The sequence below is a fragment of the Mesorhizobium sp. B2-7-1 genome (genome assembly GCF_006440735.1).
In the GTDB taxonomy this organism is placed as follows: Bacteria; Pseudomonadota; Alphaproteobacteria; order Rhizobiales; family Rhizobiaceae; genus Mesorhizobium.
Genome location: NZ_VFUA01000018.1, coordinates 15,728 through 37,670, shown reverse-complemented (window position 1 = coordinate 37,670; position 21,943 = coordinate 15,728). Strand labels below are relative to the sequence as shown.

Here is a 21,943-nt window from a genome sequence, read left to right as displayed (position 1 = left end):
AGGTCATTTTGACATTTCACCGAAATGACAGCTTGTTTCAGTGCGGGCGGCGTATGCCGAAACGCGCGAGCTTGCGATGCAGCGTCGCGCGCGAGATGCCGAGGCTCTGCGCCGCCGCCGAGACATTGCCGCCGGCGCGCGCCATCGCCCGCTGCAGCGCGCCGCGTTCGGCGTCGTCGAGGTCTTCGGCAGCCTTGGCGGAATCGCCGAGAACATCGGCAGCCAGCAGTCCCTTGGCCAGGACTTCGCCGGTAATGCCAAGCGCTAGGCGCGCCGACCGGGTCGCGCCGATCACCAGGTCGTCCTGGTCGACCGCGATCAGCGCGCCGGCGCCGCGTTCTGCGACCGGCGCCAAAAGGATGCGGGCATTGGAGTAGAACAAGCGGAAATTTTCCGCCTCGATGCGGCGCGCGGCATCGCCCACCGCGACCGAGATAAGCTGGACGAAGCCTTCCGTCAGGTCCGAGCGGCAGGACGATACGTCGAGCGCGGCCGCCAGATTGCCTTCATGGTCGTAGACCGGTGCCGTGGTGCAGCTCATCAGCGTGTTGCGCGAAAAGAAATGCTGGTCGCGATGGATGGTTAGCGCCCGCTGTTCGGCAAGGCAGGTGCCGATGCCGTTGGTGCCTTCACTGTCCTCGCTCCAGACCGTGCCGGTCCACAGGCCCCATTCGTCGAAGGTTTCGTCGTCGGCGACCGCGCCCCGGCGCTCGACCGGGGTGCCGTCGCGATCGGCCAGCATCACGCAGCAGCCGACGCCGCCTACCGCCAGATAGAGCCGGTTGAGGCTAGCTTCCGCCGCGCGGATCATCCGCTCCATACGCTGACGGGCCCACCGCAATTCAACCTCGGTCAGCCGCCTGGGCGCCGTGCGTTCTGCCGGATCGAGGTGATGCAGTTGCAGGGAGCGCTGCCACGAGGCGACCAGCGCCGAACGGGCCGCGTCGCTCCTGGCGATCGAGGCCTGGACAAAATCCGCATGACCGGCTGCTTGCCGTCCGCTCAAACCATCCTCCCAGCGAGCGGATCCTCCTTCCGCTCGTCGTTATATCCGTACGGATATATCCGATGGAAGAGTTTTAACGGCGGGAGCCCCGCGGCGCTATAGGACGTTGGTTCAAGAGTGGGTTTCGCTGGTTCGGCCGGATGTCGGCCGAACCAGGATTGCGGCCTGGTGCAAAATCAGTTGGCGGCGGCCTTCGGCTTGGACGAGCCGATCATTTTCCAGTTCTTGTAGAAGATGGAATTGATGCGTTCCACGCTGACCGAGACGATGGCGAGAAGGCCGGCGATCAGCTTCGGGAATGGGGACGGCCGGATGATATCGACAAAGACGCAATAGCGGCGGCCATCATATTCGTTGACCGAGCGGTGGAACAGCGTGTCGTCGAAGATGAACAGCGGGTTGTCGTACCAGTAGTTCTTCTTGCTGCCGCACTGCACGAAGATCTCCGCCTTCACCGGGATCAGATTGTAGAGGATGCGCAGGCTGAGGCGCAGCGGACCGAAATGCCAGGATGTGGATTCGCGCTTGCTGAAAACGGATACCGCGATCGTCTTGATGTATTTGTAGTCCTTGTTGAATTCGGGAACGTTGTCGATCTTGTGTTTGCCGTACCACTGGTAGACATACATGCCGCGCCGGCCAGTGCCGAAATTGGCGTCGATGTCGGCGATGATCTCGTCCTTGCGGGCCTTGAAGACGCCCAGGACCTCGTTGATCTCGCGCTGATAGTCCTCAGGGAACTGCTCGGGCTTCCAGACCCCGGGGTTGCGATAGCAGAGGAGATCGACGATCAGGTTGAACGGCGCCAGCAGCCAGGTGAACAGGCCATTGCCGAGGAAGTAGCGCTCGAACAGGTTCCGGTTCTTCTGGTCGTTGCGCATGACGTCGATCAGGCCGCAGGCGACCCAGATCGCCGTGATGATTGGGATGAAGTAGAAAGCGAGCGCGAGGACCACGACCGCGATGGCGGCCTTGCGGAGCGTCTTGACGGTTTGCTTTGTCATTGTCATTCGCGCGGGAGCGCGATCCTGTTCCATGAGCCAAAATCACGGCGACCCCCGCCTGCCGTGCGTCTTGATAAGATTTTTTGTTTCCCGGCACAATGCCGCCGCACCGGTCCGGGTGGTCGGTCGGAGCAAATATTTGGAGTTTTATACTCCACTTTATCTCAGTGCACGGCCGGTAAGCCAAGCTCGTCCCATCTGTCTCTGGGGATCGCCGACCAGGAACTCGAAGCCGACGACGCTTTCGCCATCTCCGGCGAGCTCGCAATTGAACTTCAGCCCGTGCCAGTTCCGGCGACTGCGAAAGGCGGCGCCCTCCGCCTCGATCGTGGTGCCCCTCACCTTCTCCTCGGCGGTTGCGTAAGGCACGACGCGCTCCGGTTGGAAGTCCGGACGCCATTTGTGGATCTGGTCCTGGGCCTCGATATTGCAAAGCTGCACCATACGCTCCTCGGAGGCGAAGGTTGCCAGGTCCGCGCGTGCATGCCGGCTGCGCGGATCGGCCAGTGTCTTTCCCGACAGCATTTCGCCCGCATGGATCATGGCGGGCTGGGTGGAAGGTTGCGGAGCAGTCGGTTTAGCGCGGGTTGCGGCTTTGGCACCTGCGGCGGTGCTTCCATTGCCTGTGCCGGCGTCGGCCGCGTCGCGGCTTCGAACTGCCGGGGCGTCAGAATGTCGACCGAGACCCGCTCTTCCTCCAGCCGTTTTGGCGGCTTGGGCAGCGGCATCAACACCAGCACCGCGGCGAGCAGCGCGTGCAGGGCGATCGATGCGGGTATGCCCCATGGCGCGGCTTCGCGACGAAGCGTGCCGACCGCAGGGGCACGCAACTCAACCGTTCCGTTCGCTGCGCAGCTTTGCCCAGTATTCCAGCCGCTTGCGGATATCGCGCTCGAAACCGCGCTCCGGCGGATCGTAGAAAGCGCGCCGACCCATCTTCTCCGGAAAATAGTCCTGGCCCGAAAACGCGTCCGGCTCGTCATGGTCATAGCGATAGCCGGCGCCGTAATCTTCCTGCTTCATCAGCTTGGTCGGCGCGTTGAGGATGTGTTTTGGCGGCAGCAGCGAGCCGAACTCCTTGGCGGCCGCGGTCGCAGCCTTGAAGGCTGTGTAGAGGGCGTTCGATTTCGGCGCCGTGGCCAGATAGACGGTGGCCTGGGCGAAGGCGAGCTCGCCCTCGGGCGAGCCGAGATAATCATAGGCGTCCTTGGCGGCATTGGCGACGACAAGCGCCTGCGGATCCGCAAGCCCGATATCCTCCACAGCCATGCGCACCAGCCGGCGGCCGAGATAGAGCGGATCCTCGCCGGCATCGAACATGCGGGCAAGATAGTAGAGGGCCGCATCCGGATCGGAACCGCGCACCGACTTATGCAGCGCCGAGATCAGATTGTAATGGCCGTCTTGGCCCTTGTCGTAGATCGGCGCGCGGCGCTGGATGACGCGTTGCAGGCCCTCAGGGCTGAACACCTCGCCTTTTTTCGCGGCGCGCCAGACTTCCTCGGCCAGTGTCAGCGAGGCGCGGCCGTCGCCGTCCGCCATGCGGATCAGCATCGCGCGCGCCTCTTCATCGAGCGGCAGCGGCCGGCCCTCGGATTCTTCCGCCCGCGCCAGAAGCTTGGCGATGCTTTCCTCGCCCAGCGAACGGAACACCAGAACGCGCGCTCGCGACAGAAGCGCTGCATTCAGCTCGAAGGACGGGTTCTCCGTGGTGGCGCCGACCAGCACTACGGTGCCGTCTTCCATCACCGGTAAAAAACCGTCCTGCTGGGCGCGGTTGAAGCGATGGATCTCGTCGACGAAGAGCAGCGTCTGGCGGCCGTTGGCACGCCTGAGCTTCGCCGCCTCGAAGACCTTCTTGAGATCCGCGACGCCGGAAAACACGGCGGAGATCTGCTCGAAGGCAAGATTGGTCTCGCCGGCCAACAGCCGCGCCACCGTCGTCTTGCCGGTGCCGGGCGGACCCCAGAAGATCATCGAGCCGAGCGAACCGGAATCGATCAGCCTGGTCAGCGCGCCGTCGGGGCCGGTCAGATGCTCCTGGCCGACGACCTCGCCTAGGTTCTTCGGGCGCAGCCGATCGGCCAGCGGTCGCCCGGGCGCCACTTTCTCCGGTTCATCGGAACTGAACAGATCGGCCATGCAAGTCTTTTGGTTGAAAAGCGATCCCGCTCGTTTTGGAGCATGATCTTACCCGAAAACCGGTTCCCACTTTTCGGGATCATGCTCTAAATGGGAAGACCACCTCAGTAGCGCAACACCTGGCGCAGTATCTGCCCGCCGCGCTCGACGGTAAAGCGCCACCAGCGCGTGTCCTGCTGGGCAACCTGCGCCAGCGTCGCCGCGGTGTCGATGGTGGTGCCGTTCACCTCACGCACGATGTCGCCGGGCTGGAAGCCGAAATCGGCGGCCGGCGAATCGCGGCTGATATCGATGACGGTGACGCCCTTGAGATCGGTGCGAAGGCCAAGCCGCTGGGCAAGCCTGGGCGACAGTTCCGCGACCTTGGCGCCGGAAAAGGGACTGCGGCCGCGCAAGGTGACTTCGCTGGGCTTGGCGCCTTCCGGCGCGCGCTCCAGCGGGATTTCCAGCGTCGCCTGCTGCCCCTTGCTCAGCACGGCGAAGGTCGCCTTGGTGCCGATCGACAGCGTCGCCATGCGGTAGTCGAGCGCCTCGATGCTTTCGACTGGCGTGTTGTTGAGCGACAGGACGACGTCGCCAGGCTTCAGGCCCGCCTTGCCCGCTGGCCCCGTGGCGTCCACCGTGGAGACCAATGCGCCGGTCGGCTTTTCCATGCCAAGGGATTCGGCGATCTGCGGGGTCACCATTTCGAATTCCGCGCCGATATAGGGACGCTCGAAGAAGTCCAGTCCGGCCTTGGCGGCGTCGGCGAAGGCGCGCACCATGTTGGAGGGAATGGCGAACCCGATGCCGATCGAGCCGCCGCTGCGGCTGTAGATGGCCGTGTTGATGCCGACCAGCTGGCCGCCCATGTTGATCAGCGCGCCGCCCGAATTGCCAGGGTTGATGGCCGCATCGGTCTGGATGAAATAGCCTGAATCCGAGACGCCGATATGGCTGCGGGCAAGCGCCGAGACGATACCGCTGGTGGTGGTCTGGCCGACGCCGAATGGGTTGCCGATGGCAAGCACCAGGTCGCCGACCTCGAGCGCGTCGGAATCGCCGATGGCAATCACCGGGAACGGCTTGTCGGCCGAGATCTTGAGCACGGCGAGATCGAGCGTCTCGTCCTTGAGCATGACCTTCGAGGTGAACTCGCGGCCGTCCGCGGTCGCGACCTTAACCTCGTCGGCGTCCTTGATGACGTGGAAATTGGTGACGATGACGCCGCTCGGATCGACCAGCACTCCCGAGCCCAGCGAGGACTGCGCGCGCGGCTGGGCGCGGCCGAAGAACTCCTCGAAGAAGGGATCGCCCTCGAAGGGCGAGGTCACCTTGGCGGTCTGCGAGGCATAGACATTGACCACCGCCGGCGCCGTCTGCTTGACCAGCGGCGCGAAGGAGAGCTGCACCTCCTCGCGGCCAAACGGCACGCGCTTGTCGGGACCGGACGTGCCGTTCTCGCCTTCGACGCCATGCAGGAGATCGGTCAGCACATCGGAGAGGCCCGGATCGGCCGGCTTGGCGGCGTCCTCGGCAAAAGCCTGTCTTGCGGCCGGTGTCGCGGCGAAGACGGCCAGCGCGCAAACCGCGACAAGAAACAGTCGTTTGAGGTGCATTCCGAATCCTCCAGATCGGGCGCCATTGTCCCGACGATTGTGCAGAATGAAAGGCTAATGCACACAAATGCGGCGCTTGTCGCGCAAAAGCGTGAGCTCGGATCTGAAATTCCGCTCGCCCGGCTCAAACCTCTTCCATATGCAAAAGGGGCCCGTAGGCCCCTTGAAGTCATTGACGAAAACGCCGGCCTCAGGCGGCCGCGGTTTCCTCATTGGTGCCTTCTGCCTCGAGGCGGGCGCGGTCGCCGGCGCCCTTGGCCGAAGTGTCGCGGTCGACGAACTCGATGACCGCCATGGCAGCGTTGTCGCCCTTGCGGAAGCCTGCCTTCATGATGCGCAGGTAGCCGCCGTTGCGGGTGGCGTAGCGCGGGGCGAGGGTTTCGAACAGGCGCTTGACGACGCCTTCATTGCCGATCTGCGCGATTACCTGGCGGCGGGCGTGCAGGTCGCCGCGCTTGCCGAGCGTCACCAGCTTCTCGACGATCGGACGCAGGTCCTTCGCCTTCGGCAGGGTGGTGACGATCTGCTCGTGCTCGATCAGAGACACGGCGAGGTTGGCGAACATCGACTTGCGGTGGCTGATGCTGCGGGCGAAACGACGGCCTTTGAAACCGTGGCGCATGGCTCTTTTCCTTCTTCAGTTGTTCAAGAGGCCACGGCCTCTGATGGTTTTCCGCATGACCGTCGGATCGAGCGGCTCACGCCGCCGATCCTTGGAATTCATGCTCAATATTGATCTTCGTAACGTTTTGCGAGGTCTTCGATGTTTTCCGGCGGCCAGTCCGGCACTTCCATACCGAGATGGAGGCCCATGGCGGCCAGCACTTCCTTGATCTCGTTCAGCGACTTGCGGCCGAAGTTCGGGGTGCGCAGCATCTCGGCTTCGGTCTTCTGGATCAGGTCGCCGATATAGACGATGTTGTCGTTCTTCAGGCAGTTGGCCGAACGCACCGAAAGCTCGAGCTCGTCGACCTTCTTGAGCAGCGCCGGGTTGAAGGCGAGCTCGGTGACGGCTTCGGCCGCGACTTCCTTCTGCGGCTCGTCGAAGTTGACGAAGAGCGCGAGCTGGTCCTGCAGGATGCGGGCGGCGAAAGCGACCGCGTCCTCGCCCGAGATCGAGCCGTTGGTCTCGATCGTCATGGTCAGCTTGTCATAGTCGAGAACCTGGCCTTCGCGGGTGTTCTCGACCTTGTAGGAGACCTTCTTGACCGGCGAGTAGAGGCTGTCGACCGGGATCAGGCCGATCGGCGCGTCCTCGGCGCGGTTGCGCTCTGCCGGCACATAGCCCTTGCCGGTGTCGACGGTGAACTCCATACGGATCTCGGCGCCCTCGTCCAGCGTGCAGATGACGTGGTCGGGGTTGAGGATCTCGACATCGCCCACGGTCTGGATGTCGCCGGCGAGCACGGCACCCGGGCCCTGCTTGCGCACGACCATGCGCTTGGGACCATCGCCTTCCATGCGGATGGCGATTTCCTTGATGTTGAGCACGATGTCGGTCACGTCCTCGCGCACGCCGGCGATGGACGAGAATTCATGCAGCACGCCGTCGATCTGCACGGCGGTCACAGCCGCGCCGCGCAGCGAAGACAGAAGCACGCGCCGCAGCGCGTTGCCCAGCGTCAGGCCAAAGCCGCGTTCGAGCGGTTCGGCCACCAGCGTGGTCAGCGTCTTCTTCTTCGACGAGAACTCGATCTTGTTCGGCTTGATCAGTTCCTGCCAGTTTTTCTGGATCATAAATGTCTTCCTTCCTTTGCCCCGCCACCATCCAATCGTGGCGGGCGACACGGAAAACCGCGGAGGAACGCCGTGGCGTTCGCGCGGCGCTTAAAAAATCAGACGCGGCGCTTCTTGCGCGGACGGCAGCCATTGTGCGGGATCGGCGTCACGTCGCGGATCGAGGTGATGGTGAAGCCGGCCGCCTGCAGCGCGCGAAGGGCCGATTCACGACCGGAGCCGGGTCCGCAGACCTCGACCTCGAGCATACGCATGCCGTGTTCCTGCGCCTTCTTGGCGACGTCCTCGGCAGCCATTTGGGCGGCGAACGGGGTCGACTTGCGCGAACCTTTGAAGCCCTGGGCGCCGGCCGACGACCAGGCAATCGAATTGCCCTGCGCGTCGGTGATGGTGATCATGGTGTTGTTGAAGGTCGAATTGACGTGGGCAACGCCCGACGAGATGTTCTTGCGTTCGCGACGGCGAACACGAGCGGCTTCCTTGGCCATGGTAGTCCTTTCAGTTGATCTCTACACCGCCGTAATGCCAGCGGCTCCACCTTAGAAGCGAGTAGTGAGTAGGGAATGGCGAGTAGGGTCCCTACTCGCTAACGGCTACTCACTATTCGCTCAATTACTTCTTCTTGCCGGCGATCGCCTTGGCCGGGCCCTTGCGGGTGCGCGCATTGGTATGCGTGCGCTGGCCGCGAACCGGCAGCGAGCGGCGGTGACGCAGGCCGCGGTAGCAGCCGAGGTCCATGAGCCGCTTGATGTTCATCGAGACTTCGCGGCGCAGGTCGCCTTCGACCTGGTAGTCGCGGTCGATCGTCTCGCGGATCTGCAGCACTTCCGCGTCGGTCAGCTGGTTGACGCGGCGATCCGCCGGGATGCCGACCTTGTCGACGATCTCCTGGGCGAACTTCTTGCCGATGCCGTGAATGTACTGAAGCGCAATGACGACGCGCTTGTTGGTCGGAATGTTGACGCCGGCTATACGAGCCATTTTCTTCTCTTTCTCCATTTGGGCCGGACAAGCCGGCGCTATCGAAGTTGCCCCGCGTCCGGTGGAGGCCGGCCCTCGCGGGAGTTTCCTAGTTCAAAGCAACTGCCTTGCCCGCAAGGGCAAGCAAAGTCCATGCCTGATAGGAAGACGGGCCGCCATACCCCAAGGGCCCAATCCAGTCAAGCGCAATCTTCAATTGTCGCCAAGCGCAATCTTTAATTGCCGGCCCGGCTCACTTCGCCGCAGCCGCGAGCACCTTGCCGATCTCGGTGGTCACTGCATCGATGCTGGCCATGCCGTCGACGGTCTTGAGCTTGCCTTTGGCGTAGTAGTAGCCGATCAGCGGCGCCGTCTTCTTGTAGTATTCGCGCAGGCGTTCCTCGAACACCGCCGGGTTGTCGTCCTTGCGCACCGGCTGGCCGGCGGCCTTGGCATCCTCGGCGCGTTTGACGATTCGGCCGACCAGCGCCTTGTCGTCGACGACAAGCTCGATGACGGTGTCGAGCGCAATGCCGCGTTCGGCGAGCATGGCCTCGACCGCGTCGGCCTGGACCAGCGTGCGCGGATAACCGTCGAGGATGAAACCCTTGGCGCAATCCGGCTGATCGATGCGTTCGGCGACGATGGCGTTGACGATTGCATCCGAGACCAGCTCACCGGCATCCATAACCGCCTTGGCGCGCTTGCCGACCTCGGTTCCGGCTTGGACGGCGGCACGCAGCATGTCACCCGTCGAGAGCTGGGGGATGCCGTGTTTTTCTACCAGTCTTTGTGCTTGCGTCCCCTTGCCCGCTCCTGGCGGCCCAAGCAATATCAGCCTCATCTGCTCCTCTTCCCCCCGCGCAACTTCGACTTCTTGATCAGGCCCTCATACTGGTGCGCGATCAGGTGACCCTGAATCTGCGCCACCGTGTCGAGCGTGACACTGACCACGATCAGAAGCGATGTGCCACCGAGGTAGAAAGGTACGCCAGTCGCCGAAATCAGGAATTCCGGCAGCAGACAGACCAGCACCAGGTAGATGGCGCCGATGACGGTGATACGCGTCAGAACATAGTCGATATATTCGGCGGTGCGCTCGCCCGGACGATAGCCCGGGATGAAGCCGGAGTGCTTCTTGAGCTGGTCGGCGGTGTCCTTCGGGTTGAAGACGATCGCCGTGTAGAAGAAGGCGAAGAAGACGATCATGCCCGCATAGAAGATCATGTAGAGCGGCTGGCCGTGGCCGAGCGAAGCCAGGACCGTGCTTGCCCAGGCCGGCAGGTTCGTCGCCTGCGAGAAGCCGGCGACCGTCGCCGGCAGAAGTAGCAGCGAGGACGCGAAGATCGGCGGGATGACGCCCGAGGTGTTGAGCTTCAGCGGCAAATGCGAGGTATCGCCTTGGAACATGCGGTTGCCGACCTGGCGCTTCGGATACTGGATGAGCAGGCGGCGCTGGGCGCGTTCGAAGAACACGATCACGGCGATGACGACGATGGCCAGCACGATGATTGCCAGAATGAGGCCTGTCGACAGCGCTCCCGTGCGGCCGAGCTCCAGCGTGCCGGAGATGGCCCGCGGCAGGCCGGCGACGATGCCGGAGAAGATGATCAGCGAGATGCCGTTGCCGATGCCGCGCGCGGTGATCTGCTCGCCGAGCCACATCAGGAACATGGTGCCGCCGACCAGCGTGACGACGGTCGAGATGCGGAAGAACATGCCGGGATCGTTGACGATGCCGTTGCCGCCTTCGAGGCCGATCGAAATGCCGTAGGCCTGGATCAGCGCCAGGAGCACGGTGCCGTAGCGCGTGTACTGGTTGATGATCTTGCGGCCCTGCTCGCCTTCCTTCTTCAGCGCTTCCAGCGACGGGATGACCGACGTCATCAGCTGCATGATGATGGAGGCGGAGATGTAGGGCATGATGCCCAGCGCAAAGATCGCCATGCGCTGCACGGCGCCGCCGGCGAACATGTTGAACATGCCGAGCACGCCCTTGCTCTGCGAAGAGAAGGCCTGGGCGAAGGCGTCGGGATTGATGCCGGGAAGCGGTATGTAGGTGCCGAGGCGGTAGACAAGCAGCGCGCCGACAGTGAACCAGATGCGCTTCTTGAGATCCTCGGCCTTGGCGAAGGCCGCGAAATTCAGATTGGAGGCTAGTTGTTCAGCAGCCGAAGCCATGCCTGATTCTCCGCTAGAGCATGGTGCCGAAAAATGTGGAGCGGTTTTCGGACAACGTCATGCTCTACTTCATTGATTTCCATGTCACGCTCGATGCCCGCAGCTCAGGCGGCGCGTGTCACCGAAGCTCACGAGATAAGCTCCGGACCGTAAACATGCAAGCGGCCGCGTTGACGCGGCCGCCCAATTCACCAGATCAAAGTGCGGTTCGACGGAAAATGCGAATCATCCCGATCGGCCGCGCTTCAAATCGCCGTTACTCGGCGGCGGCCGCTTCCGGCAGCTTCACCGAACCGCCAGCCTTCTCGATCTTCTCGATCGCGGCCTTGGAGGCGCCGGCGACGTCGAAGGAAACCTTGGCCTTGAGCTCGCCGTCGGAGAGAACGCGCACGCCGTCCTTGGCGCGGCGGATGACGCCGGCGGCAACCAGGGCCTCGGCCGTCACGGTCGCCTTGGCGTCGAGCTTCTTGGCGTCGATGGCTGCCTGGATCTTGGCCAGCGAGACGACGGTGAAGCTCTTGGCGAAGATGTTGTTGAAGCCACGCTTCGGCAGGCGCCGGTAGAGCGGCATCTGGCCGCCCTCGAAGCCATTGATGGCAACGCCCGAGCGAGCCTTCTGGCCCTTGACGCCGCGACCGGCGGTCTTGCCCGAGCCGGAGCCGATGCCGCGACCGAGGCGCTTCTTGGAGTGCGTGGCGCCGTCCTTGTCACGCAGATCGTTGAGTTTCATGATTCTTCTCCTGCGCTTCCGTTCAGGCCTCGTCCACGACGCGGACGAGGTGCTGGACGGCGGCGATCATGCCACGCACGGAAGGGGTATCTTCCAGCGTGCGCCGCTTGTGCATCTTGTTCAGGCCGAGGCCGACCAGCGTCGCGCGCTGCTCCTTCGGCCGGCGGATCGGCGAGCCGATCTGCTCGACGGTGATGGTCTTGGTAGCTTTCTTGGCCATGGTCGAAATCCCTGGTCAGCGTCGACTATTCTTCAGCCGCAACGGCGGTGCCGCGGCGGGCCTGAAGGGTCGAGTACTTGATGCCGCGCGCGGCAGCCACATCCTTCGGATGCATCTGGCTCTTCAGCGCGTCGAAGGTGGCGCGAACCATGTTGTAGGGGTTCGACGAACCCATCGACTTGGCGACCACGTCATGCATGCCGAGCGTCTCGAAGACGGCGCGCATCGGACCGCCGGCGATGATGCCGGTACCCTGCTTGGCGGCGCGCAACAGAACGCGTCCGGCGCCCCAACGGCCCTCGACGTCGTGATGCAGCGTGCGGCCCGAGCGCAACGGCACGAAGATCATGTCGCGCTTGGCCGACTCGGTCGCCTTGCGGATCGCTTCCGGCACTTCGCGCGCCTTGCCGTGGCCGAAGCCGACGCGGCCCTTCTGGTCGCCGACGACGACGAGAGCGGCAAAACCGAAACGACGGCCACCCTTCACCACCTTGGCGACGCGGTTGATGTGGACGAGCTTGTCCACCATGCCGTCGTCACGCTCTTCGCGTTCGCGGCCGCGACCGCCTTCTCTACGTTCCTGTGCCATATCCTAGTCCTTGTTCTTTTCCGGAAGCACGGGTTGCTGTTTGCCGATGCCGCTTTGGGTCATCAGCGGCGAAATTAGAAGCTGAGGCCGCCTTCGCGGGCAGCTTCGGCCAGCGCCTTGACGCGGCCGTGGTAGATGTACGGGCCGCGGTCGAAGACGACTTCCTTGACGCCGGCCTTCGAAGCGCGCTCGGCGATCAGCTTGCCGACCGCAGCGGCGGCCGCGGTGTCGGCGCCGGTCTTGAGCGAACCCTTGAGGTCCTTCTCGAGCGTCGAAGCAGCGGCCAGCGTGTGGCCGTTGGCATCGTCGATGACCTGGACGTAGATGTTCTTCGAGGTGCGGTGCACCGAAAGCCGCGGCCGCGTGCCGGCGACCTTCTTCAACTGGCGGCGGACGCGCTGCGCGCGGCGCTGGATGGTCTCTTTGGGGCTTGCCATAATGTCAGTTCCTTGCCTTCGGAAAACGGGGGCAACCCTGTGCGGTAGGCCAGGCCTCCCGCGGCCGCTCCCCGCGGCTGTGTAAATCTTACTTCTTCTTGCCTTCCTTGCGCACGATGCGCTCGTCGGCATAGCGCACGCCCTTGCCCTTGTACGGCTCCGGACCGCGATATTCGCGGATCTCGGCGGCGACCTGGCCGACCTGCTGCTTGTCGATGCCCGAGACCGTGATTTCGGTCGGCTTCGGCACCGTGATCGTGATGCCCTGAGGCGTCTCATAGACCACGTCGTGGCTGAAGCCCAGCGCGAGCTGCAGGTTCTTGCCCTGCAACGCCGCACGATAGCCGACGCCGGTGATCTCGAGCTTCTTTTCGAAGCCGTCCTTCACGCCCTGCAGGATGTTGACGATCTGCGTGCGCGACATACCCCACTTGGAGCGTGCCGCCTTGGTCTGGTCGCGCGGCTCGACAGCGATCTCGCTGCCTTCCATCTTGACCAGCACTTCGTCGTTCACCACGAACTTCAGCTCGCCCTTGGGGCCCTTCGCCGTCACGGTCTGGCCGTTGACGGTCGCGGTCACGCCCTGCGGCAGCGAAACGGGTTTCTTTCCGATACGAGACATTTTGTTGTCCTCGTCACTTCTTTGGTTTCAAGTTCCAGTTCCCGGGCGCGATCCCGAGAACCGAAGCCCATTCATTCAATCTCATGCCGGATCAGAAGATCTGGCAGAGGATCTCGCCGCCGACATTCTGCTCGCGCGCTTCATGGTCGGCCATGACGCCCTTCGGCGTCGAAAGGATGGCGATGCCGAGGCCGTTGGCGACCTGCGGGATCGACTTGGCCGAGACATAGACGCGGCGGCCGGGCTTCGAGACGCGCTCGATTTCGCGCACGACCGGAGCGCCGTCGAAATACTTCAGCTCGATCTCGATTTCCGACTTGCCGTTTTCGAAATCGGTCTGGCTGTAGTCGCGGATATAGCCTTCCGACTTCAGCACTTCGAGGACGCGGGCGCGCAGACGCGAAGCCGGAGTCGAAACGCTCGACTTCTTGCGGCCATAGGCGTTGCGGATGCGGGTCAGCATATCGCCGAGAGGATCGCTCAATGACATCTCAGTGTCTCCTTACCAGCTCGACTTGACCAGGCCCGGGATCTGGCCGGTATTGCCCAGATCGCGAAGCGCGATACGCGAAAGCTTCAGCTTGCGATAATAGGCGCGCGGACGGCCGGTGACTTCGCAGCGGTTACGGATGCGGATCTTGGCCGAGTTGCGCGGCAGCGCCGACAGCTTCAACTGGGCGCGGAAACGCTCTTCCATCGGCTTGGACTGATCCATGATGATGGCCTTGAGCGCCGTGCGCTTGGCGGCGTACTGGTCGGCGAGCTTGCGGCGCCGGTTGTTCTTCTCGACTGAGCTGGTCTTTGCCATTTCAGATTGTTCCTTTTTCGCTGCCGTTACTGGCGGAAGGGGAAGTTGAAGGCCTTGAGCAGTGCTCTGGCCTCGTCGTCCGTCTTCGCCGTCGTACAAACGATGACGTCCATGCCCCAGACCTGATCAACCTTGTCGTAGTTGATCTCCGGGAACACGATGTGTTCCTTGATGCCCATGGCGTAGTTGCCACGGCCGTCAAAGCTCTTCGGGTTCAGTCCGCGGAAGTCGCGAACGCGCGGCAGCGCGATGTTCACGAGGCGGTCGAGGAACTCGTACATGCGTTCCTTGCGCAGCGTGACCTTAGCGCCGATCGGCATATTCTCGCGCACCTTGAAGCCGGCAATCGAGTTGCGGGCACGGGTGACGACGGCCTTCTGGCCGGCGATCATCGCGAGATCTTCGGCCGCGACCGCAGGCTTCTTGGAATCGCCGGTCGCTTCGCCGACACCCATGTTCAGCACGATCTTGTCGATGCGCGGAACCTGCATGTCGTTGTCGTAGCCGAACTGCTCCTGCATCGCCTTGCGGATAGTCTCGTTGTAGACCTTCTTGAGGCGCGGCTCGTTCTTGGCAGTTGCCTGCTTGGTTTCAGACTTAGCCATTGATGACTTCTCCCGAACGCTTGGCGACGCGCACCTTCTTGCCGTCCTTCTGGACGGTGAAGCCGACGCGGGTCGGCTTGCCATCCTTGGGGTCGGCCAGCGCGATATTCGACAGGTGGATCGGCGCTTCCTTGGTGATGATCCCGCCCTCTTGGGACTGGGTCTGCTTCTGGTGACGGCGAATGAGGTTCACGCCGCGGACGACCGCGGTATCTTCCTTCGGCTGCACCGACAGGACTTCGCCCGAACGGCCCTTGTCCTTGCCGGCAAGCACGACGACCTTGTCGCCTTTTTTGATCTTTTGCATTGGTCCGGCTCCTTACAGCACTTCAGGCGCGAGCGAGATGATCTTCATGTGGTTCTTGGCGCGCAACTCGCGCGGAACCGGTCCGAAGATGCGGGTGCCGATCGGCTCTTTCTTATTGTCGACGAGAACGGCCGCGTTCTTGTCGAAACGGATCACGCTGCCGTCCGGGCGGCGGATGTCCTTGGCCGTGCGAACCACGACCGCCTTCATCACATCGCCCTTCTTACCGCGGCCGCGCGGAATGGCTTCCTTGATCGACACCACGATGATGTCGCCGACGGAGGCATACTTCCGCTTCGAGCCGCCCAGCACCTTGATGCACATGACACGACGGGCGCCGGAATTGTCCGCGACGTCGAGGTTTGTTTGCATCTGAATCATGACTGGCCGCCTTCTTCTCTTCTATCGGGACGGGTGCTTTCACCCCTCCCCGGTCTGTCCAAAATTCGGTTCGTTCGCCCGGATCAACCCTGATCCGAAGAGACGACAACCCAGCGCTTATCCTTCGAAATCGGCTTCGATTCCTGGATGAACACCTGGTCGCCGACCTTGTGGGCGTTGTTCTCGTCGTGCGCCTTGTACTTCTTGGTCATACGCACGGTCTTCTTCATCACCGGATGGGTGAAGCGACGCTCGACCTTGACCACGACCGTCTTCTCGTTCTTGTCGCTGACGACGGTGCCCTGCAGGATGCGCTTTGGCATGGTTCTCGTCCTTAAGCCTTCTTGGCCGCGGCTTTTTCCGCGGCGATGGTCTTGATGCGCGCGATGTCCTTGCGGACCTGCTTCACGCGCGCGGTCTTTTCGAGCTGGCCGGTGGCCTTCTGGAAGCGCAGGTTGAACTGCTCCTTCTTGAGGGCTGCCAGGTCGTCGGTCAGCTGATCCTGGGTCTTTGTCCGGATGTCTTCGGCTTTCATGATCGCCTGTCCTTATTCTGCGATGCGCTGCACGAAGCGCGTCTTGACCGAGAGCTTGGCGGCGCCGAGACGCAGCGCTTCACGCGCGGTCTCCTCGCTGACGCCATCGATCTCGAACATGATGCGGCCGGGCTTGACGCGCGCCGCCCAATAGTCGACGGCGCCCTTGCCCTTACCCATGCGGACTTCGGTCGGCTTCGAGGTGACCGGCAGGTCCGGGAACACCCGGATCCAGACGCGGCCGGCGCGCTTCATCTCGCGGGTGATCGCGCGGCGGGCCGCCTCGATCTCACGCGCGGTGACGCGGTTCGGCTCAAGCGCCTTCAGTCCGAAACCGCCGAAATCCAGATTGGTGCCGCCCTTGGCGGTACCGTGGATACGGCCCTTGAACTGCTTACGGAACTTTGTGCGCTTTGGCTGCAGCATCGTTCTAACTCCAAATTCTCAAATGTCTCAGGCGTTCTCGCGACGACGGCCGCGTTCGCGCTCACCACCGCCGCCGCCATGCGCGGCATCACCTTCGGTGGCGCGACGCTCGGAGGCCATCGGGTCGTGCTCGAGGATCTCGCCCTTGAACACCCACACCTTGACGCCGCAGATGCCGTAGGCCGTGTTCGCCTCGGCCGTGCCGTAGTCGACATCGGCGCGCAGCGTATGCAGCGGCACGCGGCCTTCGCGGTACCACTCCATGCGCGCGATTTCGGCGCCGCCGAGACGGCCGGAGCAGTTGATGCGGATGCCTTCGGCGCCGAGACGCATGGCCGACTGGACGGCGCGCTTCATGGCGCGGCGGAACGCGATGCGGCGCTCGAGCTGCTGGGCGATCGACTGGGCGATCAGCGTGGCGTCGATTTCCGGCTTGCGCACTTCAACGATGTTGAGGTGCGTTTCGGACTTCGTCATCTCGGTCAGCTTCTTGCGCAGCTTCTCGATGTCGGCGCCCTTCTTGCCGATGATCAGGCCCGGACGCGCTGCGTGGATGGTGACGCGGCACTTCTTGTGCGGACGCTCGATCACGACCTTGGAGATCGCGGCCTGCTTGAGCTCCTTCTCGAGATACTTGCGGATCTTGAGGTCTTCATGCAGCAGCAGGCCGTACTCGCCGGTGTTCGCGAACCAGCGCGAATCCCAGGTACGGTTGATGCCGAGACGCAGCCCGATCGGATTGACTTTCTGGCCCATTATGCGGCCTCCCCTTTTTCCTCGACTTCACGAACGACGATCGTGAGGTGCGAGAACGGCTTTTCGATACGGCTGGCGCGACCGCGGCCACGAGCGTGGAAACGCTTCATGACGATCGACTTGCCGACATAGGCTTCCGCCACGACCAGCGCATCGACGTCGAGGTCGTGATTGTTTTCCGCGTTGGCGATCGCCGATTCCAGCGTCTTCTTGACCGTGCCGGAAATCCGCTTGGCCGAGAATTCGAGGTCGGAAAGCGCTGTCGCGACCTTCTTGCCGCGGATCAGCGCGGCAACCAGGTTCAGCTTCTGCGGGCTGATACGGATCGTGCGCAGAACGGCACGCGCCTCGTTATCAGCAAGCCTGCGCGGAGCTTTGGCCTTGCCCATGATTATTTCCTCTTCGCCTTCTTATCCGCGCCATGACCGTAATAGGTCCGGGTCGGAGCGAATTCACCGAACTTGTGGCCGACCATGTCCTCGTTCACCGAGACCGGGACGTGCTTCTGGCCGTTGTAGACACCGAAGGTGAGGCCGACGAACTGCGGCAGGATGGTGGAGCGACGGCTCCACATCTTGATCACCTCATTGCGACCACCTTCACGAACCTTGTCCACCTTCTTGAGAAGGTAGCCGTCGATGAAGGGGCCTTTCCAAATCGAACGAGTCACTTGGCGTTACCTCTTCTTAGCTCTTGCGCTGATGACGCGAGCGCAGGATGAACTTGTCGGTCGCCTTGTTGGACCGCGTCTTCTTGCCCTTGGTCGGCTTGCCCCAGGGCGAAACCGGATGACGGCCACCCGAGGTGCGGCCTTCGCCGCCGCCATGCGGATGGTCGACCGGATTCATGGTCACGCCGCGATTGTGCGGACGCTTGCCGCGCCATACGGTACGACCGGCCTTGCCGTCGTTGATGTTGCCGTGGTCGGGATTTGACACGGCACCCACGGTGGCCATGCAGGAACCGTGCACGACGCGCTGCTCACCCGAGTTGAGGCGCAGGATCGCCATGCCCTGGTCGCGGCCGACGAGCTGGGCGTAACCGCCAGCCGAACGGGCGACCTGGCCACCCTTGCCCGGCTTCAGCTCGATGTTGTGGACGATCGTTCCGACCGGCATCGAGGCCAGCGGCATCGCGTTGCCCGGCTTCACGTCGACCGCTTCGCCGGCCACGATCTTGTCGCCGGCAGCAAGGCGCTGCGGGGCCAGGATGTAGGACAGCTCGCCGTCGTCGTACTTGATCAGCGCGATGAAAGCGGTGCGGTTCGGATCGTATTCGATACGCTCGACCGTGCCGACGACGTCGTACTTCTTACGCTTGAAGTCGATGATGCGGTACGAACGCTTGTGACCGCCGCCGATGAAGCGGGCCGTGATGCGGCCGTAATTGTTGCGGCCGCCCGACTTGGTCAGGCCTTCGGTCAGGCCCTTGACGGGCTTGCCCTTGTAGAGGCCCGAGCGGTCGACGATGACCAGCTGGCGGGTGCTCGGCGTTACCGGGTTGAATTTCTTAAGTGCCATTGTCCTGTCCTCGCGGCCTTGCTCAGAGACCCGTCGCGACGTCGATCGACTGGCCGTCGGCCAGCGTCACAACCGCCTTCTTGACGTCGCCCTGGCGGCCAACGGTGCCGCGGAAGCGCTTGATCTTGCCCTTGCGGACGAGCGTGTTCACAGCCGTCACCTTGACGCCGAAGAGAGCTTCCACGGCTGCCTTGATTTCCGGCTTCGACGCCTTCTTGGCGACGTTGAAGACGACCTGGTTCTGCTCGGAAGCCATGGTCGACTTTTCGGTGATCGCCGGCGAGACGATCACGTCGTAATGACGAAGGTCGGTCATTTGAAGCGCTCCTCGAGAGCCTCGACGGCGGCCTTGGAAAGGACCAGCGTGCCGCGGCGCAGAATGTCGTAGACGTTGATGCCCTGGATGGGCAGCACGTCGATGTTCGGGATGTTGGTCGCCGCCAGCTTGAAGTTCTGGTCGAGCTCGGCGCCGCCGATCACCAGGGCGTTGGTCAGCCCCAGCGTCTCGAGGTTCGCCGCCAGCGTCTTGGTCTTGGCCTCGGCGAGCTTCAGCTCGTCGATGACGATGATGGAAGCGCTCTTGGCCTTGGCCGACAGAGCATGCTTCAAGCCGAGGGCGCGGACCTTCTTCGGCAGTTCGTGCTCATGGCTGCGAACGACCGGGCCGTGCGCCTTGCCACCGCCGCGGAACTGCGGAGCGCGAGCCGAGTGGTGACGGGCGCGGCCCGTACCCTTCTGCTTGTACATCTTGGCGCCGGTGCGCGCGATCTCGGCGCGGCCCTTGGCCTTGTGCGTGCCCTGCTGCTTCTTGGCGAGCTGCCAGCGCACGACGCGCTGCAGGATGTCCTCGCGCGGATCAAGGCCGAAAATCTCCTCGGAGAGTTTCACCTTGCCGGCGTCCTTGCCGCCCAGCGTTGTGATCTTGAGATCCATTATTCGGCTCCCTCAGTGGCCGGGGCTTCGTTCTTGGCGGCAGCGGCGCGGATCGCGGCAGGCTTCGGCGCATTGGCCGGCAGCGCAACCTTGGCGGCGTCGCGAACCAGGATCCAGGCGCCCTTGACGCCGGGAACCGCGCCGCGGATCAGGATCAGGCCGCGATCGGCATCGGTCGAGACGACCTCGACGTTCTGCGTGGTCACGCGGGTGTCGCCCATGTGGCCGGCCATCTTCTTGCCCTTGAACACCTTGCCGGGGTCCTGGCGCTGACCGGTCGAGCCGTGCGTGCGGTGCGAGACCGAGTTACCGTGGGTCGCACGGCCGCCACCCATGTGGTGCCGCTTGATCACGCCCTGGAAACCCTTGCCGGTCGAGGTGCCGGTGACGTCGACCTTCTGGCCGGCGACGAAATGCTCGACGGTCAGCTCGGCGCCGACGTCGATCATGTTGTCGGCGGAGACGCGGAACTCCGCGACCTTGGCCTTGGGCTCGACGGAAGCGGCGGCGAAATGGCCGCGCATCGCCTTCGACGTGTTCTTCACCTTGGCAAGGCCAACGCCGAGCTGGACGGCGGTGTAGCCGTTCTTCTCCTGCGTGCGCTGGGCCACGACCTGGCAGTTCTCCATCTGGAGAACGGTGACGGGAACGTGTTCCCCGGCATCGTTGTAGATGCGGGTCATTCCCACCTTCTTTGCAATCACACCTGAACGCATCGGTTCAATTCCTTTAGAGTTCCCTGTCGGGGCTATCGCCCCTCCACGCCTCTTGTTCCTTCAGAGTTCCGGGTCGCCCCGCCCTCTTGTTCCCTAGAGCTTGATCTCGACGTCGACACCGGCGGCCAGATCGAGCTTCATCAAAGCATCGACCGTCTGCGGAGTCGGATCGACGATGTCGAGCAGACGCTTGTGCGTGCGCATCTCGAACTGCTCGCGGCTCTTCTTGTCGACGTGGGGCGACCGGTTGACCGTGAATTTTTCGATCCGCGTCGGCAGCGGGATGGGGCCGCGGACGTTGGCGCCGGTGCGCTTGGCGGTCGACACGATTTCGCGCGTCGAGGCGTCGAGCACCCGGTGGTCAAACGCTTTAAGGCGGATGCGGATATTCTGTCCGTTCATGCGTCAATTCCTTGTTCTGGCGCGGCGCGGGCAACTACCGCGCCCGCGACAGATCGGTTTCAGTCCAATTATTCTTTGATGGTGACGACGATGCCGGCACCGACGGTGCGGCCGCCTTCACGGATGGCGAAGCGCAGCTTCTCTTCCATCGCGATCGGCACGATCAGCTCGACGTCGACGGTGATGTTGTCGCCGGGCATCACCATCTCGGTGCCGGCCGGCAGCGTCACGATGCCCGTCACGTCCGTCGTGCGGAAGTAGAACTGCGGACGGTAGTTGGTGAAGAACGGCGTGTGACGGCCGCCTTCGTCCTTGGTCAGGATGTAGGCTTCGGCCACGAACTTCTTGTGCGGCTTCACCGTGCCCGGCTTGGCCAGAACCTGGCCGCGCTCCACGCCCTCACGGTCGACGCCGCGCAGCAGCGCGCCGATGTTGTCGCCGGCCTGACCCTGGTCGAGCAGCTTGCGGAACATCTCGACGCCCGTGCAGGTCGTCTTGGTGGTCGGACGGATGCCGACGATTTCCAACTCCTCGCCAACCTTGACGATGCCGCGCTCGACGCGGCCGGTCACGACCGTGCCGCGGCCCGAGATCGAGAACACGTCCTCGATCGGCATCAGGAACGGCTTGTCGAGCGGGCGAACCGGCGTCGGGATATAGGCGTCGACCTGAGCCATCAGCTCGCGGATGGCGTCCTCGCCGATGGTCTTGTTGGAATCTTCCAACGCAGCCAGCGCCGAGCCCTTGACGATCGGAATGTCGTCGCCGGGGAACTCGTTCTTCGACAGAAGCTCGCGAACCTCGAGCTCGACCAGCTCGAGCAGCTCGGCGTCGTCGACCTGGTCGACCTTGTTCAGGAACACCACGATCGACGGCACGCCGACCTGACGGGCAAGCAGGATGTGCTCGCGGGTCTGCGGCATCGGGCCGTCGGCGGCCGAAACAACCAGGATCGCGCCGTCCATCTGCGCCGCACCGGTGATCATGTTCTTCACATAGTCGGCGTGGCCGGGGCAGTCGACGTGAGCATAGTGACGGTTGGCCGTCTCATACTCGACATGCGCCGTCGAGATCGTGATGCCGCGCGCCTTCTCTTCGGGCGCCGCGTCGATCTGGTCATAGCGCTTGTATTCGCCAAAATACTTCGTGATCGCCGCCGTCAGCGACGTCTTGCCATGATCGACGTGACCGATCGTGCCAATGTTCACATGCGGCTTGGTGCGCTCGAATTTACCTTTTGCCATAGTCTCTTTCCTTGGACGGCCTTGACCTTCAGTTCAGTCGAATGCGGGGCGATTAGCGACAACGGCCGAAAAACACAAGTGCCT

Annotated in this window: 34 protein-coding genes; all 34 read right to left on the bottom strand. The window is 63.2% G+C overall.

What is annotated here, in order from left to right; genetic code table 11:
- Positions 1–37: 37 nt before the first annotated feature.
- The 34 genes from FJ471_RS10065 to tuf all read right to left on the bottom strand — a co-directional run bounded on the left by FJ471_RS10065 (position 38) and on the right by tuf (position 21,859).
- Positions 38–1,006 (bottom strand): helix-turn-helix domain-containing protein, encoded by a 969-nt coding sequence (locus FJ471_RS10065; protein ID WP_140803006.1) that lies wholly within the window; start codon positions 1,004–1,006, stop codon positions 38–40.
- Between the two features lie 176 nt (positions 1,007–1,182).
- Positions 1,183–2,010, bottom strand: a complete 828-nt coding sequence (locus FJ471_RS10060) for an aspartyl/asparaginyl beta-hydroxylase domain-containing protein (RefSeq protein ID WP_140803005.1) — start codon at positions 2,008–2,010, stop codon at positions 1,183–1,185.
- A 159-nt stretch (positions 2,011–2,169) separates the two neighbouring features.
- Positions 2,170–2,553, bottom strand: a complete 384-nt coding sequence (locus FJ471_RS10055; protein WP_246684674.1) for a DUF930 domain-containing protein — start codon at positions 2,551–2,553, stop codon at positions 2,170–2,172.
- Positions 2,550–2,840, bottom strand: coding sequence for a hypothetical protein (locus FJ471_RS10050; RefSeq protein ID WP_140803004.1), 291 nt, complete (start codon positions 2,838–2,840; stop codon positions 2,550–2,552). Before FJ471_RS10050 ends, FJ471_RS10055 begins: the two co-directional genes overlap by 4 nt.
- Position 2,841: 1 nt before the next feature.
- Complete coding sequence (locus FJ471_RS10045; protein ID WP_140803003.1) at positions 2,842–4,152, bottom strand: replication-associated recombination protein A; 1,311 nt, start codon at positions 4,150–4,152, stop codon at positions 2,842–2,844.
- A gap of 104 nt (positions 4,153–4,256) precedes the next feature.
- Positions 4,257–5,750: a DegQ family serine endoprotease gene (locus tag FJ471_RS10040; RefSeq protein ID WP_140803002.1), complete on the bottom strand. Its 1,494-nt coding sequence runs from the start codon at positions 5,748–5,750 to the stop codon at positions 4,257–4,259.
- 190 nt (positions 5,751–5,940) lie between these two features.
- The gene (gene rplQ / locus FJ471_RS10035; RefSeq protein WP_140803001.1) at positions 5,941–6,372 is read right to left on the bottom strand and encodes a 50S ribosomal protein L17; all 432 of its coding nucleotides are present in this window, start codon (positions 6,370–6,372) and stop codon (positions 5,941–5,943) included.
- A gap of 104 nt (positions 6,373–6,476) precedes the next feature.
- Complete coding sequence (locus FJ471_RS10030) at positions 6,477–7,487, bottom strand: DNA-directed RNA polymerase subunit alpha (protein WP_040983001.1); 1,011 nt, start codon at positions 7,485–7,487, stop codon at positions 6,477–6,479.
- Between the two features lie 98 nt (positions 7,488–7,585).
- Positions 7,586–7,975 (bottom strand): 30S ribosomal protein S11, encoded by a 390-nt coding sequence (gene rpsK, locus FJ471_RS10025; RefSeq protein WP_006205444.1) that lies wholly within the window; start codon positions 7,973–7,975, stop codon positions 7,586–7,588.
- Positions 7,976–8,099: 124 nt separating this feature from the next.
- Complete coding sequence (gene rpsM, locus FJ471_RS10020) at positions 8,100–8,468, bottom strand: 30S ribosomal protein S13 (protein WP_027170351.1); 369 nt, start codon at positions 8,466–8,468, stop codon at positions 8,100–8,102.
- A 232-nt stretch (positions 8,469–8,700) separates the two neighbouring features.
- Complete coding sequence (locus FJ471_RS10015) at positions 8,701–9,291, bottom strand: adenylate kinase (protein ID WP_140803000.1); 591 nt, start codon at positions 9,289–9,291, stop codon at positions 8,701–8,703.
- On the bottom strand, positions 9,288–10,628 hold the full coding sequence (secY, locus tag FJ471_RS10010; RefSeq protein WP_140802999.1) for a preprotein translocase subunit SecY: 1,341 nt from the start codon (positions 10,626–10,628) through the stop codon (positions 9,288–9,290). Before secY ends, FJ471_RS10015 begins: the two co-directional genes overlap by 4 nt.
- 256 nt (positions 10,629–10,884) lie before the next feature.
- On the bottom strand, positions 10,885–11,358 hold the full coding sequence (gene rplO / locus FJ471_RS10005; protein ID WP_140802998.1) for a 50S ribosomal protein L15: 474 nt from the start codon (positions 11,356–11,358) through the stop codon (positions 10,885–10,887).
- Between the two features lie 22 nt (positions 11,359–11,380).
- Positions 11,381–11,578 (bottom strand): 50S ribosomal protein L30, encoded by a 198-nt coding sequence (gene rpmD, locus FJ471_RS10000; RefSeq protein ID WP_027170355.1) that lies wholly within the window; start codon positions 11,576–11,578, stop codon positions 11,381–11,383.
- A 25-nt stretch (positions 11,579–11,603) separates the two neighbouring features.
- Positions 11,604–12,167, bottom strand: coding sequence for a 30S ribosomal protein S5 (rpsE, locus tag FJ471_RS09995; protein ID WP_032933400.1), 564 nt, complete (start codon positions 12,165–12,167; stop codon positions 11,604–11,606).
- 74 nt (positions 12,168–12,241) lie between these two features.
- A complete protein-coding gene (gene rplR / locus FJ471_RS09990) occupies positions 12,242–12,604 on the bottom strand; it encodes a 50S ribosomal protein L18 (protein ID WP_140802997.1) in 363 nt (120 codons plus the stop codon).
- A gap of 88 nt (positions 12,605–12,692) precedes the next feature.
- A complete protein-coding gene (rplF, locus tag FJ471_RS09985) occupies positions 12,693–13,226 on the bottom strand; it encodes a 50S ribosomal protein L6 (protein ID WP_140802996.1) in 534 nt (177 codons plus the stop codon).
- Positions 13,227–13,317: 91 nt separating this feature from the next.
- Positions 13,318–13,716 (bottom strand): 30S ribosomal protein S8, encoded by a 399-nt coding sequence (gene rpsH, locus FJ471_RS09980; protein ID WP_042642201.1) that lies wholly within the window; start codon positions 13,714–13,716, stop codon positions 13,318–13,320.
- Between the two features lie 12 nt (positions 13,717–13,728).
- Positions 13,729–14,034, bottom strand: a complete 306-nt coding sequence (gene rpsN, locus FJ471_RS09975) for a 30S ribosomal protein S14 (RefSeq protein WP_042642199.1) — start codon at positions 14,032–14,034, stop codon at positions 13,729–13,731.
- A 26-nt stretch (positions 14,035–14,060) separates the two neighbouring features.
- Positions 14,061–14,639, bottom strand: a complete 579-nt coding sequence (gene rplE, locus FJ471_RS09970; RefSeq protein ID WP_140802995.1) for a 50S ribosomal protein L5 — start codon at positions 14,637–14,639, stop codon at positions 14,061–14,063.
- Positions 14,632–14,946, bottom strand: a complete 315-nt coding sequence (gene rplX / locus FJ471_RS09965; protein ID WP_140802994.1) for a 50S ribosomal protein L24 — start codon at positions 14,944–14,946, stop codon at positions 14,632–14,634. Before rplX ends, rplE begins: the two co-directional genes overlap by 8 nt.
- Positions 14,947–14,958: 12 nt before the next feature.
- Positions 14,959–15,327, bottom strand: a complete 369-nt coding sequence (rplN, locus tag FJ471_RS09960) for a 50S ribosomal protein L14 (RefSeq protein WP_140802993.1) — start codon at positions 15,325–15,327, stop codon at positions 14,959–14,961.
- 83 nt (positions 15,328–15,410) lie between these two features.
- Positions 15,411–15,650, bottom strand: coding sequence for a 30S ribosomal protein S17 (gene rpsQ, locus FJ471_RS09955; protein ID WP_140802992.1), 240 nt, complete (start codon positions 15,648–15,650; stop codon positions 15,411–15,413).
- An 11-nt stretch (positions 15,651–15,661) separates the two neighbouring features.
- Positions 15,662–15,862: a 50S ribosomal protein L29 gene (gene rpmC / locus FJ471_RS09950; protein WP_040983026.1), complete on the bottom strand. Its 201-nt coding sequence runs from the start codon at positions 15,860–15,862 to the stop codon at positions 15,662–15,664.
- A 12-nt stretch (positions 15,863–15,874) separates the two neighbouring features.
- Positions 15,875–16,288, bottom strand: coding sequence for a 50S ribosomal protein L16 (gene rplP, locus FJ471_RS09945; RefSeq protein WP_027170364.1), 414 nt, complete (start codon positions 16,286–16,288; stop codon positions 15,875–15,877).
- 27 nt (positions 16,289–16,315) lie between these two features.
- The gene (gene rpsC / locus FJ471_RS09940; protein ID WP_140802991.1) at positions 16,316–17,044 is read right to left on the bottom strand and encodes a 30S ribosomal protein S3; all 729 of its coding nucleotides are present in this window, start codon (positions 17,042–17,044) and stop codon (positions 16,316–16,318) included.
- Positions 17,044–17,433 (bottom strand): 50S ribosomal protein L22, encoded by a 390-nt coding sequence (rplV, locus tag FJ471_RS09935; RefSeq protein ID WP_010909277.1) that lies wholly within the window; start codon positions 17,431–17,433, stop codon positions 17,044–17,046. The genes rpsC and rplV overlap by 1 nt, the downstream gene beginning before the upstream one ends.
- A 2-nt stretch (positions 17,434–17,435) precedes the next feature.
- The gene (gene rpsS / locus FJ471_RS09930; RefSeq protein ID WP_015317982.1) at positions 17,436–17,714 is read right to left on the bottom strand and encodes a 30S ribosomal protein S19; all 279 of its coding nucleotides are present in this window, start codon (positions 17,712–17,714) and stop codon (positions 17,436–17,438) included.
- Positions 17,715–17,730: 16 nt separating this feature from the next.
- A complete protein-coding gene (gene rplB / locus FJ471_RS09925; RefSeq protein WP_095818138.1) occupies positions 17,731–18,564 on the bottom strand; it encodes a 50S ribosomal protein L2 in 834 nt (277 codons plus the stop codon).
- A gap of 22 nt (positions 18,565–18,586) precedes the next feature.
- The gene (locus FJ471_RS09920) at positions 18,587–18,880 is read right to left on the bottom strand and encodes a 50S ribosomal protein L23 (RefSeq protein ID WP_040983033.1); all 294 of its coding nucleotides are present in this window, start codon (positions 18,878–18,880) and stop codon (positions 18,587–18,589) included.
- On the bottom strand, positions 18,877–19,497 hold the full coding sequence (rplD, locus tag FJ471_RS09915) for a 50S ribosomal protein L4 (protein ID WP_112099609.1): 621 nt from the start codon (positions 19,495–19,497) through the stop codon (positions 18,877–18,879). Before rplD ends, FJ471_RS09920 begins: the two co-directional genes overlap by 4 nt.
- Positions 19,497–20,213, bottom strand: a complete 717-nt coding sequence (gene rplC / locus FJ471_RS09910; RefSeq protein WP_095765515.1) for a 50S ribosomal protein L3 — start codon at positions 20,211–20,213, stop codon at positions 19,497–19,499. The genes rplD and rplC overlap by 1 nt, the downstream gene beginning before the upstream one ends.
- Positions 20,214–20,306: 93 nt before the next feature.
- On the bottom strand, positions 20,307–20,615 hold the full coding sequence (gene rpsJ / locus FJ471_RS09905) for a 30S ribosomal protein S10 (protein WP_006205468.1): 309 nt from the start codon (positions 20,613–20,615) through the stop codon (positions 20,307–20,309).
- 68 nt (positions 20,616–20,683) lie between these two features.
- Positions 20,684–21,859, bottom strand: a complete 1,176-nt coding sequence (gene tuf, locus FJ471_RS09900) for an elongation factor Tu (protein WP_140646975.1) — start codon at positions 21,857–21,859, stop codon at positions 20,684–20,686.
- Positions 21,860–21,943 lie beyond the last annotated feature (84 nt).

Excerpts from the sequence above, each read along its gene's own strand:
- tuf (WP_140646975.1), bottom strand. The coding sequence starts at position 21,859 with ATGGCAAAAGGTAAATTCGAGCGCACCAAGCCGCATGTGAACATTGGC.
- rplN (WP_140802993.1), bottom strand. The coding sequence starts at position 15,327 with ATGATTCAGATGCAAACAAACCTCGACGTCGCGGACAATTCCGGCGCC.
- FJ471_RS09920 (WP_040983033.1), bottom strand. The coding sequence starts at position 18,880 with ATGACCGACCTTCGTCATTACGACGTGATCGTCTCGCCGGCGATCACC.
- rpsK (WP_006205444.1), bottom strand. The coding sequence starts at position 7,975 with ATGGCCAAGGAAGCCGCTCGTGTTCGCCGTCGCGAACGCAAGAACATC.
- rplP (WP_027170364.1), bottom strand. The coding sequence starts at position 16,288 with ATGCTGCAGCCAAAGCGCACAAAGTTCCGTAAGCAGTTCAAGGGCCGT.
- rplC (WP_095765515.1), bottom strand. The coding sequence starts at position 20,213 with ATGCGTTCAGGTGTGATTGCAAAGAAGGTGGGAATGACCCGCATCTAC.
- rpsQ (WP_140802992.1), bottom strand. The coding sequence starts at position 15,650 with ATGCCAAAGCGCATCCTGCAGGGCACCGTCGTCAGCGACAAGAACGAG.
- FJ471_RS10045 (WP_140803003.1), bottom strand. The coding sequence starts at position 4,152 with ATGGCCGATCTGTTCAGTTCCGATGAACCGGAGAAAGTGGCGCCCGGG.
- rpsJ (WP_006205468.1), bottom strand. The coding sequence starts at position 20,615 with ATGAACGGACAGAATATCCGCATCCGCCTTAAAGCGTTTGACCACCGG.
- rpmD (WP_027170355.1), bottom strand. The coding sequence starts at position 11,578 with ATGGCCAAGAAAGCTACCAAGACCATCACCGTCGAGCAGATCGGCTCG.
- rplV (WP_010909277.1), bottom strand. The coding sequence starts at position 17,433 with ATGGGCAAGGCCAAAGCTCCGCGCAGGCTTGCTGATAACGAGGCGCGT.
- rpmC (WP_040983026.1), bottom strand. The coding sequence starts at position 15,862 with ATGAAAGCCGAAGACATCCGGACAAAGACCCAGGATCAGCTGACCGAC.
- rpsM (WP_027170351.1), bottom strand. The coding sequence starts at position 8,468 with ATGGCTCGTATAGCCGGCGTCAACATTCCGACCAACAAGCGCGTCGTC.
- rplX (WP_140802994.1), bottom strand. The coding sequence starts at position 14,946 with ATGCAAAAGATCAAAAAAGGCGACAAGGTCGTCGTGCTTGCCGGCAAG.
- FJ471_RS10015 (WP_140803000.1), bottom strand. The coding sequence starts at position 9,291 with ATGAGGCTGATATTGCTTGGGCCGCCAGGAGCGGGCAAGGGGACGCAA.
- secY (WP_140802999.1), bottom strand. The coding sequence starts at position 10,628 with ATGGCTTCGGCTGCTGAACAACTAGCCTCCAATCTGAATTTCGCGGCC.
- rplR (WP_140802997.1), bottom strand. The coding sequence starts at position 12,604 with ATGGCAAGCCCCAAAGAGACCATCCAGCGCCGCGCGCAGCGCGTCCGC.
- rplB (WP_095818138.1), bottom strand. The coding sequence starts at position 18,564 with ATGGCACTTAAGAAATTCAACCCGGTAACGCCGAGCACCCGCCAGCTG.
- rplD (WP_112099609.1), bottom strand. The coding sequence starts at position 19,497 with ATGGATCTCAAGATCACAACGCTGGGCGGCAAGGACGCCGGCAAGGTG.
- rpsN (WP_042642199.1), bottom strand. The coding sequence starts at position 14,034 with ATGGCAAAGACCAGCTCAGTCGAGAAGAACAACCGGCGCCGCAAGCTC.
- rplQ (WP_140803001.1), bottom strand. The coding sequence starts at position 6,372 with ATGCGCCACGGTTTCAAAGGCCGTCGTTTCGCCCGCAGCATCAGCCAC.
- rpsE (WP_032933400.1), bottom strand. The coding sequence starts at position 12,167 with ATGGCACAGGAACGTAGAGAAGGCGGTCGCGGCCGCGAACGCGAAGAG.
- FJ471_RS10030 (WP_040983001.1), bottom strand. The coding sequence starts at position 7,487 with ATGATCCAGAAAAACTGGCAGGAACTGATCAAGCCGAACAAGATCGAG.
- rpsH (WP_042642201.1), bottom strand. The coding sequence starts at position 13,716 with ATGTCATTGAGCGATCCTCTCGGCGATATGCTGACCCGCATCCGCAAC.
- FJ471_RS10060 (WP_140803005.1), bottom strand. The coding sequence starts at position 2,010 with ATGACAAAGCAAACCGTCAAGACGCTCCGCAAGGCCGCCATCGCGGTC.
- FJ471_RS10055 (WP_246684674.1), bottom strand. The coding sequence starts at position 2,553 with ATGATCCATGCGGGCGAAATGCTGTCGGGAAAGACACTGGCCGATCCG.
- rpsC (WP_140802991.1), bottom strand. The coding sequence starts at position 17,044 with ATGGGCCAGAAAGTCAATCCGATCGGGCTGCGTCTCGGCATCAACCGT.
- rplE (WP_140802995.1), bottom strand. The coding sequence starts at position 14,639 with ATGGCTAAGTCTGAAACCAAGCAGGCAACTGCCAAGAACGAGCCGCGC.
- rplO (WP_140802998.1), bottom strand. The coding sequence starts at position 11,358 with ATGAAACTCAACGATCTGCGTGACAAGGACGGCGCCACGCACTCCAAG.
- rplF (WP_140802996.1), bottom strand. The coding sequence starts at position 13,226 with ATGTCTCGTATCGGAAAGAAACCCGTTTCGCTGCCGCAGGGCGTGACC.
- FJ471_RS10040 (WP_140803002.1), bottom strand. The coding sequence starts at position 5,750 with ATGCACCTCAAACGACTGTTTCTTGTCGCGGTTTGCGCGCTGGCCGTC.